Origin of the sequence: Candidatus Leptofilum sp. (assembly GCF_965223525.1) — a bacterium.
Lineage (GTDB): Bacteria > Chloroflexota > Anaerolineae > Promineifilales > Promineifilaceae > Leptofilum.
In genome coordinates this window covers 1,068,239-1,086,034 of record NZ_CBDCWX010000004.1, presented here as the reverse complement: position 1 = coordinate 1,086,034, position 17,796 = coordinate 1,068,239, and the positions used below count along the sequence as shown (strand labels likewise).

The window sequence follows — 17,796 nt, the reverse complement described above, 5'->3', positions numbered from 1 at the left end:
GCCATTGGGACAGGATCGTCATCTGGCTGAGATCAGTTATGGATGCCAAACTGGGGCAGATTCCTCTTCTGGCGTTTCTGTTACCTGGGTTATTTCCCCCGTTTCAATTTGAATGAGCCAAATGTCGCCATCCTTAACAAAAGCAATCATTTTTCCATCAGGTGACCACACTGGCGTAGCGAGATTCGCATCTTCAAAGCTGGTCAAAACTTCTCTTTCCTTAGTATCCAAATTGATCAAATAGATTTGCGTTTCATAAGCATCGGTCTTAAATTGCCCGACAAATGCAATCTGCGACCCATCAGGTGACCAATTGGGCTGAATAACAAAACCATCTTGTGTAAGTCGTGTGGATTCACCATCTGCTAAGCTTACAATGGTCAGAAATATGTCTTCATTTTCAGTGACTTGTGGCAGTGGCGTATTGCCCAACACGCTCACCAACCCCCCTGAATTAATTGTATCAACCACTGCTACCGAACTGCTGTCAGGGGAACAAGCAATATCCATATACCCTGATCGGTTTGAGACCGTCTCGTCCAGCTCGCCAGATGAATTTAAGATTTCTACCCAACCAAAATCTGGCGAAACACCAGTCCCTGTCACGACAAAGCGCTCAATTCCAGAGCACCAGTCAAGCGAGCCGACCATACTCCTGTACTTTCTAAATAAAGACCTCTGATGAGATTGCAATACGATTGCCTTGCCAGACTCCAGATTGAGCTCGATAAAGTCTTGTTGTGCAGAAACAAAGAGGACATGATTTTTATCGCGCCAGACCAGCGAGTCGGGTGACTCGCCCTGCAAGAAAACATCGAGGGCCAAGTTAGATCCATTCGAAAAATCATATTGATGGAGTTGTTTTTGGCTTTCGTCTCCCTTTAGATAAAGCAAGATAAGGGGGCGTGAAGCTGGCTCATTTTCTGACTGAGAGGTCAGCGAAAGGTTAGCTGTAGAGCTAAGCACGAGATAAGCGATCAGAAAGGTGAAGAAAAGAGCGGTGCTCAAGACGACCCATTTTGTTGGTGTCGAGCTGAATTTGTTTGAATTGCTATTATTTTCTTGCACTGGTAATTGTTCCGCATAATTTTGTATGAAGCGTGGTAAGGATGGTGGTAACGGCCGTTACCATCGTCTCCAAGGCCATGCTAGGGAATTTTCCGGGGCGAACGGCCGCTTGCTGGGGCAAAAAGGGCAGATGCACAAAGCCAGCGGGCATATCTAGCTGCTGCTTGGCCAAAAAGTGCAGCAGTTCGTAAGTCACCTGATTGCACAAATAGGCTCCGGCCGTCAGCGAAAGTTCCGCCGGGATGCCCCCGTTTTGCACCGCCAGCATCAGCTTGCGCACGGGTAGCGTGGTGAAATATGCGGCCGGGCCGTCTGGCTCAATGGGCGCATCTTGCACGAGCTGACCGTCGTTATCGGCCAGACCGTAATCCATCAAGTTGATGGCGACCCGCTCGATGGAGATAGCGTGGCGACCGCCTGCTTCGCCCAAGCAGATGATGGCGTCTGGCTGGGTTTGCAGAACGGCCGTTATCAAAGCCTCTGACCCACGAGTGCGATGTACGGGCAGTACGGCCGTTGCCACACCAAATTCCTCAAACTGCATCGCAGCCAAATGCCGCACCACCTGCTCTGAGGGATTGATGCTGCTTTGGCCAAATGGTTCAAATCCGGTAACTAGAAATTTCATCATTAGAGATCACAGAGATTTTTGAGATTGTTCTCTTTTTCCTCTGCGGTAAAAAAAGAACCGCTAGGTTGATTGCTTGCGGTGCAGCCAGACGGCCGTTCCCATTCCCAAAATTAGCAAAATCCCCCCAAAAAACCAGGGGGTGGGATTCGCATGACCCGGTCTGCCGTCTATGCCGAGGCTGTAGCTGCCGCGGATAGGGTGGCCATCGGCGCTGATGACTGACCACTGCACCGTGTACACGCCATCTGGCAGGGGCGGAACGGCCGTTACCAACTCACTCTCATTTTCCACTACCGGCTGCAAATCTGCCGCCGAAATGAAGTTTTGATGCAGTTGAATTTGCCCGTTGAGGCCAATTGGCTCGCTGAACGTGAGCCGCAGTTCGGTGAGTTCAGCGATGGTACTGCCCGGTTCTGGCATGGCTGAGACCAGTTCTGCATGGGCAAAAACGGTGGGAATGAACACAAAAACGGCCGCTCCCCACAAAATCAGCCAAAATTTTCTCACGGCAGAACCTCATCCAGGGCTTGTGAGAGTTCGCGGGGCGAAACTGGCCCCGGCAAACTAGCTGTCACCTGCCCATCCCCGTCCAGTACAAAAATGTACGGCTCTGTTTCCAGACCCCACTCGGCCATCTCTGGCACGTAGGTCAGTGCCTGGAAATCCTCATACACCTCGATGTGAATGAAGTTGACAGCATCCCCCACCTGCTCGCGCACGGTGGCGACGCTGTTGAGGACGGGGGCGCACCATTTTGTTTCACACAGGCCAGGGGTGATGAAGCCCACGACCGTTGGCTTGCCGCTGGCCACCGCATCGGCCACGGTGAGTTGGTAAAAGGCGGGGTCTGGGTCGTTGCCGGAGCTGAGTTTGAAGATGTCTGGCTCGGTAGCTAGTGTGCGGTTGAGGCTTAATGGTGCCATTTCGCCCGCGCTCACTGCCTCACTTTCTGCTTTGGCTTCAATGGTGAACTGGCTGGTGACGGTACGGCCGTCTGCCAAAACCACCTCTGCCGTGATGCCCCAAAAACCGGGGCTGGGAATAGTGGGATGGGCTACCCAGTACGGCACTTCGTAGTCGCTGTAATTTTCGGCGGAGCCTTGCCAGATTGGTTCAGCTGCTGCTTCGCCTACCTCAGCCATGCTTAGCGCCACGCTTTGGGCATCGGCAACCGCGTCGGGACCATCGAACAGGCCAAATACAATGCGCGGATTGCCAACGGCCGTATCCGCGCTCATCCGGATAATTTGAATGGGCGAAACGGCATCCTGCACCTGTATAGCCTCATCTGCCCCTCCACATGCCACCAGAAAAATAGCGAACACAAGTAGAAAAATCCGTAGTTTAATCATGAATGAACTGTAGCAAAGGGAAATGGCGTGGACAACAACATTAATTTAACGGTTGTGCATAGGGAGATTTTCCTGTAGGGGCACACCCCCGTGTGTGCCCAGCTTTGTCAGGGTAGGATGCTCATATCGGACAGACACGGGGGTCTGTCCCTACCGCTGTTTTAGCATCATGAGGCGGAAGCCGTAGCTGCTGTTTTGGTCATTAGGGCTGCGGCGGGCGCGGAAGGTAGCATTGGCGGCGCGGGTGTCGCTCCAGTACGCCCCGCCGCGCAGTACCATCTCTTCATACAGCTTCACGTCTGGGTCTTCACGGCCGTCTGCTGGATCATACGGAAACGGCCGAAAACGGCTCCCCGTCCATTCCCACACATTGCCGCACATCTCCTGGCAACCTACAGGGGATGGCTGCGGGAAACAGCCAACGGCGCTGCTGGTGGCCACGGCCGTTTCGTTCACGTTAGCGGTTTGTGGGGTGAGGCTGGTTTGGCCGGGATACGGCCGTTGCGGGGCAGGATTTTTGGTAAGTTGCAGGGTAGGGTGCGGATTTTCCATGGCGATGGCAGCCGACACAATCATCGGCCATTGGGGGATTTGCAAACCGCCACGCGCGGCTTTTTCCCAAGCGACTTCGGTGGGGAGCTGCACCTGCCAGCCATCGAGCAAAACGCCAGAATCGCGCCAATGTTGTGTTAGCCAGCGCGTAAATGCCAACGCCTCGAACCAGGTGATGCCCACGATGGGATGATTGGGCAGGTTGAAGGGACGGCCGTACGCAAATGGTTCTGCGCGCCAGCCGCGCTGTGCCCAATCCTGCACCTCGCCCGGTCGCCAGCGGTTAACGGCAGCCGCCTCCGGCCACAGTTCTGGCTGGCTGTAGCCACCTGCGGCCACAAATTGGGTAAACTGCGCCTGCGTTACTGGGAATTGGCTTATCCAATACGGATTTGGCAAGCCATTGTAGAGGGTGGCTTCATCGGCGCGGCCGAGCCAAAATGAGCCGCCCGGTACGTAGCAAAACAGAGCCTGTTCCAGCGTCAGCACGTCGGCGCGGGGATCGCCCAATTGACCCAATAATTGCCCCGCCTGCACCCGCTGGCTGGCTGGCCGACGCACCGTTGTGGTGGTGTGGACAAGTGCTTGGGGAACGGCCGTTTGCAATGCCTCACTCAAATCGGTGTGCAGGAGAACGGCCGTCTCTCCCAATAGCAGCATCGTTTCCCCATCTTCCGCCGGATTTGCCTCTGCCAATAGCTGTTGCAAGATTTGGTTGGCTAAATTGGGGCGGAACTGCACCTGCGCCACAATGCCCAGCGTCAGCAAGATGACCTCGTGCCAGCCGAGGTCGGTTAGTCGTGCCTGGATGGCGGCTAGCAAAGGCACGGTGTCCGTTTCATCGGCCAAATTAGCCAGGGCGAGGGCAGCGGCGTACTCCTGAAAGGTGAGGTGCAAAAAGCCGGCAGTGTTGGGCGCGGGGCTGATCATCAGGCCGGTGATGGTTTGCAGCATTTGCAAAAAGGTGGCGGCGTTGGTGCTGGGTGCCGGATCATCTTGGTCGGCCAGCAGCGCGGTTAGCTGCTGCTGCAATGCGGCCGTTGGCACCTGGCTGCGCTGTGGGCTGGTTTCGTGCATCCACAGTGCCAGCGGGGGCAAAAGTTGGAGCATTTGCTCTGGTGAAAATTGATTCTGCGGAGGGCGATCCAGGCTGCGACCGGTTTGCCAATGGAGCAGCAGGGTGTGCAGGTACAAATCGTACAGGGCGATGCGTTTTTGGGGCAGGAGCGTCCCTTGCCGTTGCAGCAGCAGCAAAATGGTGAGCAGCAGCGGAATCGAAGCCAATTCCTGCACGGCCGTATTTTCATCCAGCAAGGTAAGCAAGCGGTTTTGCTGGGTAGCGGATGCTTTTGGTGAATCTTGTGGGGTGAGGACGGCCGTCCACTGGCGCACAAACTGTTCAATTTGAGAGTGATCTAGCGGCACGACGGTGCATTCCAGTAGGCCATCTGCCAGCAGGCGCGCTCCCTGATACCCGGCCGGGCGGCTGGTGATGACAAATTTGTTGCCATTTTGCCGCTGGATGGTAAAGAGGTCGAGCAGGCGGCTGCTGACGAGATGGCGGAGGGCAGGATCAGTAATCTCATCCAGGCCGTCTAGCAGCAGGAGCGCGTTGCCCGCAGCCAGCGTGGTCTGGAACAGGCCGTCCAGCGGCGCATCAAAACCGATGGCCTGGTAGAAGTCGGCCAAAAACTGGGGGAGCGGCATGTCTTCGCCAGCCAGGGCAGTGGCGTAGGCAGACAGCGAAAGCACCAGCGGCAGCCGGTTGCCCAGGCCGAGTTGCTCACCATGCCCGCTGGCTAGCTGGTGTGCCAAATATTTGAGCCAGGTGGTTTTTCCGCTGCCAGGGTTGCCCAGCACAATGAGGCCATCTTTTTGTTGCAGCAGGGTGAGCAGTGGCTGGATGGGCGGGGGCTGGTTGTGGTCACGGGTGAGGGTGCGGTTGATACGGCCGTTCAGCGGCACATACACGGCATCCAGCGGCAGGCGAATCGGTTGCTCGCTAGCGGGCCCCATCCCGCGAAAATCCAGATATTGGTACCGATTTTGCAGATGCGCCACATATTTTTGGCGAACGGCATCGCTGGCGGGTTGAAATTGAGCGCGTGACCAGGTTTGAGACGGCCGTTTCTCAGCACAAATAGCCAAGAGCTGGTCAGTCAAGCTGCGCCGCTCGCAGTAAAGCACCAAAGCCAGCGCTTTGTCATCAATCGTTTCCCCACGCAAACTTTCGTACCGAATGTTCAAATCAAAGCAGAGGCTGCGTAGCTCATCCAGGCTAAAAGCGTGGCTAATTTGGTCGGGCAAACTGAGCAAAGACATGCTAACTCTCCTACGGCGTGGGGGTTGGGGTGCTGGTGGCCGTTGGGGTCTCTGTGGGTGTATTGGTTGGCGTAGCCGTGGCTGTGTTGGTCGCAGTGGGCGTGGCCGATGGCGTTGGTGTGCTACTGGGTATGGTCGTGGGTGATGCCGTTGGCGTGTTGCTAGGTACGGGCGTACTGCTGGGTGATGTGGTTGGCGTGGCTGTGGCCGTTGGTGTGCTGCTAGGCGGGGGCGTGAGGCTGGCAGTTGGGGTACTGCTGGCGGTTGGTGATGGTGTTTGTGTGGCCGTTGCTGTGCCTGTAGTCGTGCTGGTAGGCGTGGCAGAGGCGGTGGGCAGCGGCGGGACAGTGCCGGTGGGGGTGTTGGTGCTGGTAGCGGTTGAGGTAGCTGTGGCTGTTGCCGTCGCGGTGCTAGTGGCAGTAGGCGTGGCTGTGGCCGTTGCTGGGATGATGTTTGCACCAGGCAGGTAGATGGGTTGGCCAGCATACAGGGTGATAGAGATTAGGCAGTTGGCCTGGACGATGGCGTTAACCGACACGTTAAAGCGTTGGGACAAACGGAAAAGGGTTTGGCCGCGCTGCACGGTGGTAAGCACCCAATTGCTGGGCGGACGGCCGCATATCGGCGTGGCAGATGGCGTCGCGGCTGGATTTGGCAGGTACAGGGCGGTACTGCTGAGCAAGCTGTTGTTAGGCAGGCAGTTGGCCAGCCGAATTTTTTCGGCAGACAGGTTATAGCGCACGGAAAGCGAGAGTAAGGTTTCACCCTCGCTAATTGGGGTCAGCACCCAATCGAGCGGGGTGGTATTGCAGCCCGGCAAAATGCCATTTTCGTCTGAAATGGAGGGTACACCGGGCGGTGTGGGCGTGGCAGAGGCCAGCGGGATGGCAGGTAGGGGAGTGTTGGTGGGCGTGGCGTTGAGATTGCTAATGGCGACGGCAATTGGCGAGGGCAAAATTTGCCGCTGGAGGCCATCTAGCTGGGCCAAAATAAGTGCCAGAAAGACGGTAAACAGCACGCCACCAGTGATGAGCAGATGGGTGCGCCAACTGCCGGAGGGGAGCGTTTGTTCGGTCATGGCTGTCTTTGGCTACCGTTGCTGGGCACATCTGCGGGCATGTGCGGCTCTGGGGCGATGGGGAAGAGCAGCGAGAAGGTGCTGCCGCTGCCTGGCTCACTTTCTACCCAGAGGCGGCCACCATGTTTGTTGGTGAGTTCGTAGGCCATTGAGAGGCCAGCCCCTGTGTCCCCCAGCCCGGCGATGAGCGGCCGTTTCGCATCGTAGTTGGGGTCAAAGACGTAGGGTAAATCTTCCTGGCGAATGCCACTGCCGCTGTCGGTGATGTTGATTTGCAGGAAGCGGATGGTTTCGTTGATGCTGTGTTTGCTGTCGGAAATGGCCTGGGCGTAAGCGGTGGCAACCACACGGCCGTTTTTGCCGGAGGCCAGACACGCGTTACTAAGCAAATTGCTGAAAATCTGGTGCAAGGCGCTGCGGCTGACGGGCAGGGCGGGCAAATCCTGATCAATGTCCAGATCAAGCTGTAGATTTTTATCGCGCAAATGGCTGACGACGCCGTTGACAGCTGTTTCCAGCATTTCGCGTACGTTGACCATCTCTTCTTCCGGGGTGGCTTGGGGTTCTTGTACGGCCGTAAGCTGTAAAATTTGCTCTAGCAAACTGCCCATTCGCTCTGTGTTGGCTTGAATCCGCTGCAAAAAGTCGCGCTGCTTCACGCCCAAAATACCCAGAGTTTCACCCAGCAGCAGGTCGGCAAAGCCGCCAATCGAGGTCATGGGGGTTCGCAATTCCTGAATCAGCGAAATGAGCATGTCGTCAGACAGGCCGCGCTCTCGCTTGGCGAGTTCGCTTTCTAGCTGGGCAATGCGTGCCTGGGCTTCCTCAAGCTGGCCAGAGTAGCGGGTGATGGTGAGCATCACCCATTCGGTGCTGAGTCCGCCTTCGCCAGCAGCGGCCAGCGCCATTGCCTCTTCTGCTTCAATGAGCGATTCGCGCAGGGTGGCGATCTCTTCTTCCAGAGCATTGATTTTTTCATCCCGACTGAGGGTTTCTATCTCTTCCAGGGCAGCAGCTAAATCCTGAGCCCGGCGGGTGGCGGTGGCGGCGCGGGTTTCGGCTTGCAGCAGCCGATTGTTGGCAATTTCCAGATTTTGCACCAGCCGCTCGCGCTCTTCAGTTAGGGCGATGAGACGGCCGCTTAAATTGGGGTCGGTTTCGCTGGGCAGGGGAGTGTCTGGTACGGTCGTTTCCAGCGGCGGCGGTGTTGGGGCGGGCTGGGTTTGGCCGTGGAGGGCAGCCTGCGCCACAAATTTGGCCAGGCCGGGTAACATTTTTTGCTGTGAGGTGGGCCATTGGATACGGCCGTCTGGCAAGGCCAAAATCATCAAGCCAATTATTTCATCTCCCGCTTTGAGCGGTTCTAGCAGCAGCCCCCCCAGCGCGCCAATGCCTAGCGCTTCGTACAAAGCATATACCAGCCGCGCTTTAGAGCCGGTGAGGGGTAGATGCCGCCTTTTGCCAGACTGCATAAGCTGGGCCATCGGCTCCCAATCGGACAGATGGAGCTGCCAGGTGCGGGGGGCGTTGGTTTGCGGCTGGGGCAAATTGCTGATGAGCCGGATGGTGTCTGGTGCTTCGTCGGGCTTTAGGCCGATGCCCACAAAGGCAGCATCGGTGAGGCGGGCAGTCATCTCGGCGGCAGTTTGCAGGCGGCTGCGACGGTTGTCTGTCTCGATGACATTAGCAGCGAGAGCCAGCGAGCGGTTTAGCTGTTGGTGGGCAGGCAGGGTGTTTAGCTGCAAAGCCACCAGCGGGGCGAGCGATTCGCGATAGGTCATGATGGCCCACAGCGGCAGCGCAGCCAGGTAGCCGAGGCGAATCCAGTAGGGAATGTCGGTGCCGGAGGGGATGAGTTCAGGGTAGTTCCAGAAGTGGGCCAGGTGGGTCAGCAGCAGCAAGCCTAAAATGAAGGGGCGGAAGGTGGGGCGGAGACAGCCGTTCACCAAGGTCACAATCAAGCCAACTGCCAGCAACACAATCTGCACCAGCCCCCAAATGGTGGCTTGTGGCGTACCGTTGTAGGGTAGTTGGTTTGGCACGGGGGCATCGGCAACTTGGGCAGCCCACGCTTGGGCAAACGACAAGCCCATGATGCCGATCATCAACAGAGCCAGCAGCAGCAAAATGTGTCCAAGGCGCGGCAGCTTTTGTGGGGAAGGTATGAAGGCCCAGAGGAGGAAAACGGCCGCTACCGTGTTAATCGTCTGCTCCAGAAGCGGCAAAATCACTATGGAGGAGACGTCGTTGTTGATGATGAGCAAGCTGGCGATCATGATGATCAATCGGCCAGCGATGAGGAAAGCAGCGGCGAGGGCGGTGCGAACGGCCGTTTTGTCTTGTCTGTTGCGCCGCCACTGGCTCAAAGTAATCCCTAGCACCGTCTGAAGAGCAAAAAGCGTCACCAAGTGATAGACAATGTTGCCGGGGGATTCAGTTAGAAGCTGGATAATCTGTGGTAACAACGTCATGGGTATGGTAAAAACCTGCTGGTGCAGGAAAAAGCATCTAAAGTTAAGAAGCAAATTATAGCATAACAGAGTGTATTGGTACTGGTGGTGAAAGAGGAGTAAAAGGTGCGGGAGGAAGGGGTGAACGGGTGACAAGGTTTCAGAGGAATTTGATATGACAAAAGAGGCAGAAAAAAAACCGGGACGGGATGCGGCCGTTTCTTTGCGAGAAATTACGAAGGAGACGTTACGGCCGTTTCTCAACATGAAGGTATCTAAACCACAGGAAGAGATGGTGGCCAACAATGCGGTTTCCATTGCCCAGGCTCATTTTGAAGAAAAGGCGTGGTTCCGGGGCATTTATGCAGATGAGACACCGGTGGGGTTCATCATGTTGTTTGACGATCCGGAGGAGCCGGTCTACTTTTTGTGGCGGCTAATGGTGGCTGAGGAGTTTCAGGGGATGGGATACGGCCGTAAAGCTGTAGATCATCTCGTCGAGTACGTCAAAACGCGTCCCGACGCTAAAGAACTGTTGGTTAGCCATGTCAAAGAGCTGCCCGGCAATCCTGGGCCGTTTTACGAAAAGTTGGGCTTTGAATACACGGGCAAAGAAGATCATGGCGAACTGGTGATGCGGCTGCCCCTACGGTAATAGGTGAGCGGCTAAAAAGCGAGCGGCTTCTTGTTCAGCCCAGCAGTTGAGGTTGCCGGGTTGTCCCTCTACAAAGCCCAAATGCCCGCCCTGCGCGGTAATGCCTGCCGTGAGGCAAGGATTAGCCGCGATTGTGTCGTAAGGCACATCGTCTGGCTCAAAAAGGGGATCGTCTAGAGCGCGTAGCAGCAGCGTGGGCACCTGAATGTGGGGCAAAAATTGGGCGGTGCTGCACTTCTCGTAATAATCATCGGCGCCGAGAAAACCGGCTAACGGAGCGGTACCGTAATGATCAAATTCGCGGAACGTTTTGGCAGCCAGCACTTTGTCTAAATCCACCACCGGAGCCAGCGAATCAGCTTTTGCCCTCACTTTTTCGTGTAGAGAATGTAGAAAGTAGCGGGTGTAAAAGCGGGAAAATCCTCGCTCCATCAAAGCGGAGCTGCTTTTCATATCGAAGGGTGGGGAGACGGCAACGGCCGTTTCCACCCAATCTTTGACCCCTACACCCCGTTCCCCCAAAAACTTTAGCGTTTGGTTTGCCCCCAGCGAGAAGCCAATTAGCCCCCGCCTACTGTTGGGGAACCAGTTTGCCAGCGTTTCCAGCACAAAAGCGACATCATCCGTTGCGCCGGAATGGTAAAAGCGAGCTTTGCGATTCATCTCGCCACTGCACGAGCGGTAGTTGATGCCAACGCTGCGAATGCCCAGCTTTGCCAGACGGCGGTACGTTTCGCAAGCGTAGCCGCGCCGGGCGTTGCCCTCCAACCCGTGCAGCAACAACACCAGCGGCGCATCCTCTGGCAGCAAATGGCCTGCTACCTCTGGGAAATCAATGTCAATAAAGTCGCCATCTGGCGTATCCAGGCGACGACGATGAAAGATGATGCCATCTTTGCGTCGCACCAGCCGCCCAAAGATGGTTTGTCCATGGCCACCCCGCAGCCATTTGGTGGGTGTGTATGGATTTAGTTGAAAATCAGCCATTCTCTTGTGTGATTTTTGATTTTAAGGCAGCGAATTATCTCGAATCTTTCGCGGTAATTCGCCCTAATTTGTTGCCAAAATTAAAGAGCATCCTCTGTGAACTCTTTGGCAAAATTATCTTCTTTTTCCGAATCTGACCAAGTTTGATAAGATTCTGTCTATGTCCAACTATCCTTACCCTCAAGTTCCCCGATTTGAGACAGATGCCCTCGGCATTCACACCAGTTATTATGAGATTGGCGAGCGAAACGGCCGTCCCATCATTATGCTGCACGGTATGTCTACCTCTGCCGACAGCTTCCGTGAGATGATGCACGAGTTGGCAGATGAACATTGGCTGATTGCGCCAGACATTCCCGGCTTTGGCTACACCGCCTCAACCACACCGTACAATTTTCCGCATTTGGTGGAGTGGCTGGCAGCGTTTTGTGAGGCGCTCCATTTGCCGTCGGTGGTGCTGCTGGGACATTCATTTGGCGGCACGCTGGCGGTGACTTATGCCAGAGATTATCCGGAGCAGGTAGAAAAGCTGTTGCTTTTAGCCCCGGCGGTGCTGTCATCTGGCGGCTACCCTGAATTCGTGAAGCGCATTGGGGTGGGGCTGGGGCTGATTGATTTGGGATCGGCCGTTTCGCAATCCAAAATCTGGGTGCGGCGGCAAATCAAGACGCCATTTTACAATCCAGATTCAATTGATGATTCGGTGTGGGATAGGCGGCTGGCGGATTATGAATTGGCGCGGCAGTCGGCGGATGTGTTGAAGGCGTCGGCGTTTCATGATTTACGGCCGTTCCTCAAAAACCTCCACCACGAAATTTGCCTGATCTGGGGCGAAAATGACGGCGTGGTGCCGCCCAGCGATGCGGAGGTGCTGGCTGGACAATTTCCCAATAGCCAAACCCACATTGTGCCTGAATGCGGCCACGCACCGATGATCGAGAAGCAGGCTGAGGTGCAGGCGATTGCGAGGCAGTTTTTGAGGTAGGTGTGCAAGTGGGCAAGTAAAAATGCGAACTTACATACTTGCAAACAGAAAAGGAATCTAAATGACCCGACATACGATTTCCGTTTTTGGCAGCTCTGCACCGCAGGCGGGCAGCACGGCGTATGAGGAGGCTCGTCTGGTGGGCAAGCTGTTGGCGGAAGCGGGGTTTGCTGTGGCCACAGGCGGCTATTCGGGAACGATGACGGCCGTTTCCCAAGGTGCATCTGAAGCGGGTGGGCATGTCATCGGGGTAACGTGTGACCAGATTGAACATTTTCGGCCCCTGGGGCCAAATCGCTGGGTGGAAGAGGAAATTCGCTACCCCACACTGCGCGATCGGCTGCTGCATCTGGTGACGCAAAGCGACGGCATGATTGTGCTGCCCGGCGGCATCGGCACGTTGTCTGAGATGACGCTGGCCTGGAGCTTTTTGCAAGTAGGCGAGGTGCCTACCCAGCCGTTGGTGCTGCTGGGCGACCTCTGGCGGCAAACGGTGCAAACCTTTTACTCGCCGGAATATGTGCGAGACCGTGACATGACTTTGCTTTCGTATGCGGATGATCCGGAAACGGCCGTGTTGCACATTATCAACCATTTCAACCATTAACTCTTATATGTAGATCAATTCCAGTTGCTGATTTTCAACCAACCAGATTTTGGTAGCGAACTGCTCGATGAAGTAGCGGTCGTGGACGACGGCAAGGATGGTGCCTTCGAACTGGCTGAGCGCTTCCTCGAACATAGTGCGGGAGGGGATGTCCAGGTGGTTAGTGGGTTCATCCAGCAGCAAAAAGTTGCAGCCAGAGGCCACCAATCGTGCCAAAGCCAGCCGCGCCCGCTCACCGTAGCTCAGTTGGCCGTTGGACCGTAATGAATCATCCCCCGTGAACAAAAAGTAGTGCAAAAAGGAGCGTGCGTCTGTCTCATTTAGTGGGGCGACGGCCTGAATAGTGCTCAGTGGCGTCTTGCCTGGATCGAGAAGTTCTTGCTCCTGCGCCATGTAGCCAAGCTGGACGCTTTGCCCCAGCCGCACCTGCCCGGCTAGCGGCGTAAGCTGTCTGGCGATGGTTCGTAGTAAGGTGGTTTTACCGCTGCCGTTCACGCCTGTTAGGATGATGCGGTCGCCTGCCTGCGCTTGCTGGTTGATTTGGGTAAGCAGTGGCGCGTGGCCGAGATAGCCAACGGCCAAATCTTCCAAAAAGAGGACATCTTTGCCTAAGTGGGGGGCTTCGTCCAAATCAAGCTTCATTTGCCAGCTACGTAGCGGCTTTTCCACACGCTCGTCGGATTCCAGGTAGCGTTCCAGCTTTTTCTCGCGGGATTTGGCTTTTTGCGCCACTTTTTTGGCGAGGCGACGCACGTTGGGCTGTCGAGGTGTGGTGGTGCGCTCTACAGAGCGGGCTTGCTCGAAGGTGCGTTGGATATCTTGCTTCATGCGGCGGATTTCGTACTGCTGGTCTTTCCAGGCAGACAGATGTTTTTCCTGCTCGGTGAGGTATTGGCGCAGGTAGTCGCTATAGTTGCCGGGGTATTCGCGGATGGCGTGGCTGTGCGGATTGAGATTGAGGATGCGGGTGACGGTTTGGTCTAAAAAGGCGCGGTCGTGGGAGACGATGAGGACGCCGCCATTGAACCCGCGTAACCATACTTCTAGCCATTCCAACATGCCAATGTCCAGGTGGTTGGTCGGCTCGTCTAGCAGGAGCAGTTGGGGTTCATCTAGCAGGATGAGAACGAGGGCAAGGCGCGTTTTTTGGCCGCCACTGAGGCTGCGGACTGGCAAATCAGGGTCGAGATGGTCGAGTTGAAAGGTGGCGAGGAGGGGTTGGATACGGCCGTAATCCGCCCGCGCCAATTTATCCAAGGTTGCATCATAAGCAACCTGCACCGCTGCTTGATCTGGATTTTCTGCCAAAGCCAGAGCAAGATTGCCCAATTCAGCTTCCAGCGCATCAGGATCACCCGCGACTTCGTGTAGCAATTCGCCGAGCGTCTGATTTTCATCCTGCAAGAAGCCCTGTGCCAGATAGCCAATTCGCAAGTTCGGTGGGTTGAGCGTGATGCCGCCGCTATCTGGCCGCTCCTGCCCAATGAGCAGGCGCATGAGCGTGCTTTTGCCACAGCCGTTGGGGCCAATAAGCCCCACACGCTCGCCAGCGTTGATGGAGAAGGTGATATTTTTGAGAATGGGGGAAAGCCCGTAGGCTTTTGAGAGATTGTGTGCCGTTAACATGAGTTTACCCAGAGCTAGCCAACAAGGTGCCAGCTAACGATATTCCGCAAGCGGAAAATTCAATAATTAAGAAGAACATTTGGGAAAACTCAGTCTGTCATTGGCCAACCTCGTTTGAAGATGAATCTATTATCCAGAAGCATGTGAATCGTGCAAATTTTATTCGTGCATTTGCCAGGTTCGTGGTAGACTTCCGCCCGGTCGGGGCAAGCCCGGCAATTTATCAACAAGATGTTTTGGAAATTCCAGGTGGTGGCCCGACACATGTAGTCGGGTTCTTTTTTGCCACAGACACGCTCTGAATTTGATTGGTTATTGGGTACGAGCAGGCTGTGGGCAGGATTTTGGCTGATAAACCGCAAGGTCACAGCCGCACAGTGGACGACTCAAAGCCTTTTTTGCCACAGAGGGCACAGAGATAAAAGAGAAATTTTCTCTAAATCCTCTGTGTTCTCTGTGGCCAATATTTAGGAGCATGTCATGACAACCGAATTTAATGATTTAAGCCTGCATCCGCAGCTGGTGCAGGCTGTAGCCGAGCGTGGTTATACCTCGCCAACCCCCATTCAAGCAGGCGTCGTTCCCGTGATGCTGACTGGTAAAGATATTTTAGGCCAGGCGCAGACGGGCACTGGCAAAACGGCCGCTTTTGCCCTCCCCATTTTACACAACATCACCCCCGGACTTGGCCCCGTGCAGGCGTTGGTTTTAGCACCCACCCGTGAGCTTGGGTTGCAGGTGGCAGAGGCGATGGAGATTTACGGTCGTTTCCGACAAATTTCCGTGCTGGCAGTGTACGGCGGCACGGCCTACGGTCCGCAAATAGGGGCATTGCAGCGTGGGGTAGATGTGGTCGTCGGCACGCCGGGTCGCCTCCTCGATTTGCTCAAAAGTAACAAGCTAGATCTAAGCCAAGTGCAAACCATCGTGTTGGATGAGGCGGACGAGATGCTCAGTATGGGCTTTATCGAAGATATTGAAGCGATTTTGGAAGCCACACCTGCCGAGCGGCAGACTGCCCTCTTTTCCGCCACGTTGCCCCGCCAAATTCGCCACTTGGCCGACAAATACATGACCGAACCAGAAGCGATCAGCATTGAGCGTTCCCAGCGTACCGTAGCGGCCATTGAGCAGCGGGCTTACCTGGTCAATGAGAAGGATAAGCTAGCTGCACTGACGCGATTATTTGAAATGGAGCCGATCAGCAGCGCGTTGATTTTTGCCCGCACACGTCTGGGCACGGCCGAATTGGCGAACGAACTTAGCGTGCGTGGCTTTCCTGCCGAAGCGCTCAACGGCGATTTGAGTCAGCAAGCACGCGAACAGGTGCTCAACCGCTTCCGCAAAAACCAGATCAAGGTGCTGGTGGCGACAGACGTGGCAGCACGCGGCCTGGACATTGACGACATTTCCCATGTATTCAACTTTGATTTACCGCAGGATTCTGAAATTTATGTGCATCGCGTGGGGCGAACGGGGCGTGCTGGGCGAACGGGCATCGCTTTGTCTTTGGTAACGCCAAAAGAACAGTGGCGACTGCGTAAAATTGAGCAGTACACCAAGCAAAAAGTCACCCAGATAGCGTTGCCAACCATCGAAGATATTCAAAATCGACGGGAGGCGGAGCTGCTGGAGAAGATGTCAGTTTGGCTGCGGCGGGGTCGCTGCGCCCGCGAGCGCGAGCTGGTCGCAGAACTGGCTAAAGATGGTCATGACTTGCTGGAGATTGCGGCCGTTGCACTCAAGTTAGCTCGCGCCGAGGAAAAGCAGCGGCCCATTGCCCGCATCAGTGAGGTGGTTGCGGAACCGTCTCGTCGAGGGAGAAGGGGGAAGTTTGGAAACGGCCGTACCCACAAAAACAAAAAACAGTCTTCAAGCAACGGCCGAGGCGAGAACGCCAGTCATCGTTCCCATGAGCGCGGCATGGTTCGCATGAGCCTCAGCGCAGGCAAAGTAGATGGCTTGCGGGTAAACGATGTTGTTGGAACCATTGCCTTCCATGCCGATATTCCCGGTTCCACTATTGGTGCCATTCACATTCAGGATGATCGCACATTAGTAGACGTGCCAGAACAGTTTGCCCAGCAAGTGCTAGACAAAACAGGCAACTACCGCGTCCGCAAAAAGCGGCTCTCCATCGAACGGGCTTAGATTATTGGCCACAGAGAACACAGAGCTTTTTGAGATTTTCTCTTTTCCCTCTGTGTTCTCTATGGCTAACTGTTTTTCAAAAGGAAGGTGAGGGGAATGTGGACGCGGGCGCGCCAGGCGGGTTCATTGTGTTCGGCTCCCCCAAAGCGGCGCGTAAGCCAATCAACATTTGGTTGATAGCCTTTTTGCACCATGAGCGTATCCACTGGCTTTTGCAACGGTTCATAAAGTGCATCCAGCGTCTTTGTACCGTAATCAAAGTAGATTTTGTGTTGGCCGGGTGGGGGCAGCGCCTCTTCCAGGTACGGTAAAATGATGCCCTCTACGGCTGGCCAATGAGTGGAGAGACAGCCCGCACCCGCAAAAACCTGCGGATATTCACACAGCGCATAAAGCGAAATCAGCCCGCCCATGCTGGACCCCATAATGAACGTTTCTTCCCTCTCTGGTTTGGTACGGTAGGTGTGATCGATAAATGGCTTTAGCTCTTCGATTAGAAATCTGAGATAGTTGTCTGAGCGGATGGGCACTGCGAAGAATGATCGGAATTTCTGCCACAGATTTTTAGCGTTTGAGTGGGTTAACGGCCGTTCTGGACAGTACTCCTCCCACCGATTCTTGTGATTAAAGATGCCCACAATGATCGTTGGACGCACTTCATTTGATGCGATTAATGTCTGCAATGCTTCAGCCACGCCCCATGTCTGCCCATCGGTTGCTGTCTCTGGGCTGAATAGATTTTGCCCATCGTGCATGTACAGCACGCTGTACCGTGAATTTGGCTGCTGTTCATAATTGTCAAGTAGCCAAACGTGTACGTGCCGCGCGGGAATAAATTGTGAAGGAAAGTTGTCGTGGCGGACGATCATAGTTGGGTACACAACCACCAGTAATCGGTGAATGAAACTGATTACTGATAACCGGTTACGACAATGCTGCGGCAACGCGCTTCAGACGCTCTTCTGCATCACAGGCAATGGCTTCTAAGTCTGGGTGCTCAACCACGCCCAGCATTTGCTGGGGGTTGATGATGCTGATGTGAATACGGCCGTCTTCCTCTTGAGCCACCGTCACATTGCATGGCAGCAACAGGCCGACTTCTGGTACCAGACTCAATGCTTGGTGGGCCAGGGTAGGGTTGCAGGCACCCAGAATTTTGTATGGCCGAAAATCAACATCTAGCTTCTTCTTCAATGTCGCTTTCACATCAATTTCCGTGAGAACGCCAAACCCTTCTTTTTGTAATTCAGCAGTAACGGCCGTAATGGCCTCGTCATAAGAACTGTTCAGGTAAACGTCAAATCCAAGTGATTGTTGCATAGTAACTCCCTA

16 protein-coding genes are annotated in these 17,796 nt (G+C 55.1%); 5 read left to right on the top strand and 11 right to left on the bottom strand.

Annotated elements, in window-relative coordinates; translation table 11 throughout:
- Positions 1-36: 36 nt before the first annotated feature.
- From ACOQPM_RS04765 to ACOQPM_RS04735, 7 genes are all read right to left on the bottom strand, one after another.
- Entirely contained in the window at positions 37-1,068 is a 1,032-nt protein-coding gene (locus ACOQPM_RS04765; protein WP_420628086.1) for a TolB family protein, read from the bottom strand.
- Complete coding sequence (gene pcp, locus ACOQPM_RS04760; RefSeq protein ID WP_420628085.1) at positions 1,055-1,699, bottom strand: pyroglutamyl-peptidase I; 645 nt, start codon at positions 1,697-1,699, stop codon at positions 1,055-1,057. The genes ACOQPM_RS04765 and pcp overlap by 14 nt, the downstream gene beginning before the upstream one ends.
- A 60-nt stretch (positions 1,700-1,759) precedes the next feature.
- Positions 1,760-2,206 (bottom strand): copper resistance CopC family protein, encoded by a 447-nt coding sequence (locus tag ACOQPM_RS04755; RefSeq protein ID WP_420628084.1) that lies wholly within the window; start codon positions 2,204-2,206, stop codon positions 1,760-1,762.
- A complete protein-coding gene (locus tag ACOQPM_RS04750) occupies positions 2,203-3,024 on the bottom strand; it encodes a TlpA family protein disulfide reductase (RefSeq protein ID WP_420628083.1) in 822 nt (273 codons plus the stop codon). The genes ACOQPM_RS04755 and ACOQPM_RS04750 overlap by 4 nt, the downstream gene beginning before the upstream one ends.
- A gap of 177 nt (positions 3,025-3,201) precedes the next feature.
- A complete protein-coding gene (locus ACOQPM_RS04745; RefSeq protein ID WP_420628082.1) occupies positions 3,202-5,925 on the bottom strand; it encodes an NACHT domain-containing protein in 2,724 nt (907 codons plus the stop codon).
- 10 nt (positions 5,926-5,935) lie between these two features.
- On the bottom strand, positions 5,936-7,003 hold the full coding sequence (locus tag ACOQPM_RS04740) for a LysM peptidoglycan-binding domain-containing protein (protein WP_420628081.1): 1,068 nt from the start codon (positions 7,001-7,003) through the stop codon (positions 5,936-5,938).
- The gene (locus tag ACOQPM_RS04735) at positions 7,000-9,474 is read right to left on the bottom strand and encodes a sensor histidine kinase (protein ID WP_420628080.1); all 2,475 of its coding nucleotides are present in this window, start codon (positions 9,472-9,474) and stop codon (positions 7,000-7,002) included. The genes ACOQPM_RS04740 and ACOQPM_RS04735 overlap by 4 nt, the downstream gene beginning before the upstream one ends.
- A gap of 154 nt (positions 9,475-9,628) precedes the next feature.
- On the opposite strand from ACOQPM_RS04735, the gene ACOQPM_RS04730 reads away from it, so the two are divergent.
- On the top strand, positions 9,629-10,108 hold the full coding sequence (locus ACOQPM_RS04730; protein WP_420628079.1) for a GNAT family N-acetyltransferase: 480 nt from the start codon (positions 9,629-9,631) through the stop codon (positions 10,106-10,108).
- Here the strand turns inward: ACOQPM_RS04730 and ACOQPM_RS04725 are convergent.
- The gene (locus ACOQPM_RS04725; protein WP_420628078.1) at positions 10,100-11,095 is read right to left on the bottom strand and encodes a YheT family hydrolase; all 996 of its coding nucleotides are present in this window, start codon (positions 11,093-11,095) and stop codon (positions 10,100-10,102) included. The genes ACOQPM_RS04730 and ACOQPM_RS04725 overlap by 9 nt on opposite strands.
- Before the next feature lie 160 nt (positions 11,096-11,255).
- On the opposite strand from ACOQPM_RS04725, the gene ACOQPM_RS04720 reads away from it, so the two are divergent.
- Positions 11,256-12,080 (top strand): alpha/beta fold hydrolase, encoded by an 825-nt coding sequence (locus tag ACOQPM_RS04720; RefSeq protein WP_420628077.1) that lies wholly within the window; start codon positions 11,256-11,258, stop codon positions 12,078-12,080.
- Between the two features lie 61 nt (positions 12,081-12,141).
- Positions 12,142-12,687 carry an LOG family protein gene (locus tag ACOQPM_RS04715; protein ID WP_420628076.1) on the top strand — a complete coding sequence of 182 codons (546 nt, stop codon included), beginning with the start codon at positions 12,142-12,144 and terminating at the stop codon, positions 12,685-12,687.
- Positions 12,688-12,690: 3 nt separating this feature from the next.
- Here the strand turns inward: ACOQPM_RS04715 and abc-f are convergent, their stop codons facing one another.
- On the bottom strand, positions 12,691-14,313 hold the full coding sequence (abc-f, locus tag ACOQPM_RS04710; RefSeq protein ID WP_420628075.1) for a ribosomal protection-like ABC-F family protein: 1,623 nt from the start codon (positions 14,311-14,313) through the stop codon (positions 12,691-12,693).
- A gap of 26 nt (positions 14,314-14,339) precedes the next feature.
- On the opposite strand from abc-f, the gene ACOQPM_RS04705 reads away from it, so the two are divergent.
- On the top strand, positions 14,340-14,615 hold the full coding sequence (locus ACOQPM_RS04705; protein WP_420628074.1) for a hypothetical protein: 276 nt from the start codon (positions 14,340-14,342) through the stop codon (positions 14,613-14,615).
- A gap of 178 nt (positions 14,616-14,793) precedes the next feature.
- Positions 14,794-16,464, top strand: a complete 1,671-nt coding sequence (locus tag ACOQPM_RS04700; RefSeq protein WP_420628073.1) for a DEAD/DEAH box helicase — start codon at positions 14,794-14,796, stop codon at positions 16,462-16,464.
- 65 nt (positions 16,465-16,529) lie between these two features.
- On the opposite strand, the gene ACOQPM_RS04695 is transcribed toward ACOQPM_RS04700, so the two are convergent.
- Positions 16,530-17,345 carry an alpha/beta hydrolase gene (locus ACOQPM_RS04695; protein ID WP_420628072.1) on the bottom strand — a complete coding sequence of 272 codons (816 nt, stop codon included), beginning with the start codon at positions 17,343-17,345 and terminating at the stop codon, positions 16,530-16,532.
- 43 nt (positions 17,346-17,388) lie between these two features.
- Complete coding sequence (locus ACOQPM_RS04690; RefSeq protein WP_420628071.1) at positions 17,389-17,784, bottom strand: DUF302 domain-containing protein; 396 nt, start codon at positions 17,782-17,784, stop codon at positions 17,389-17,391.
- Positions 17,785-17,796: the final 12 nt, after the last annotated feature.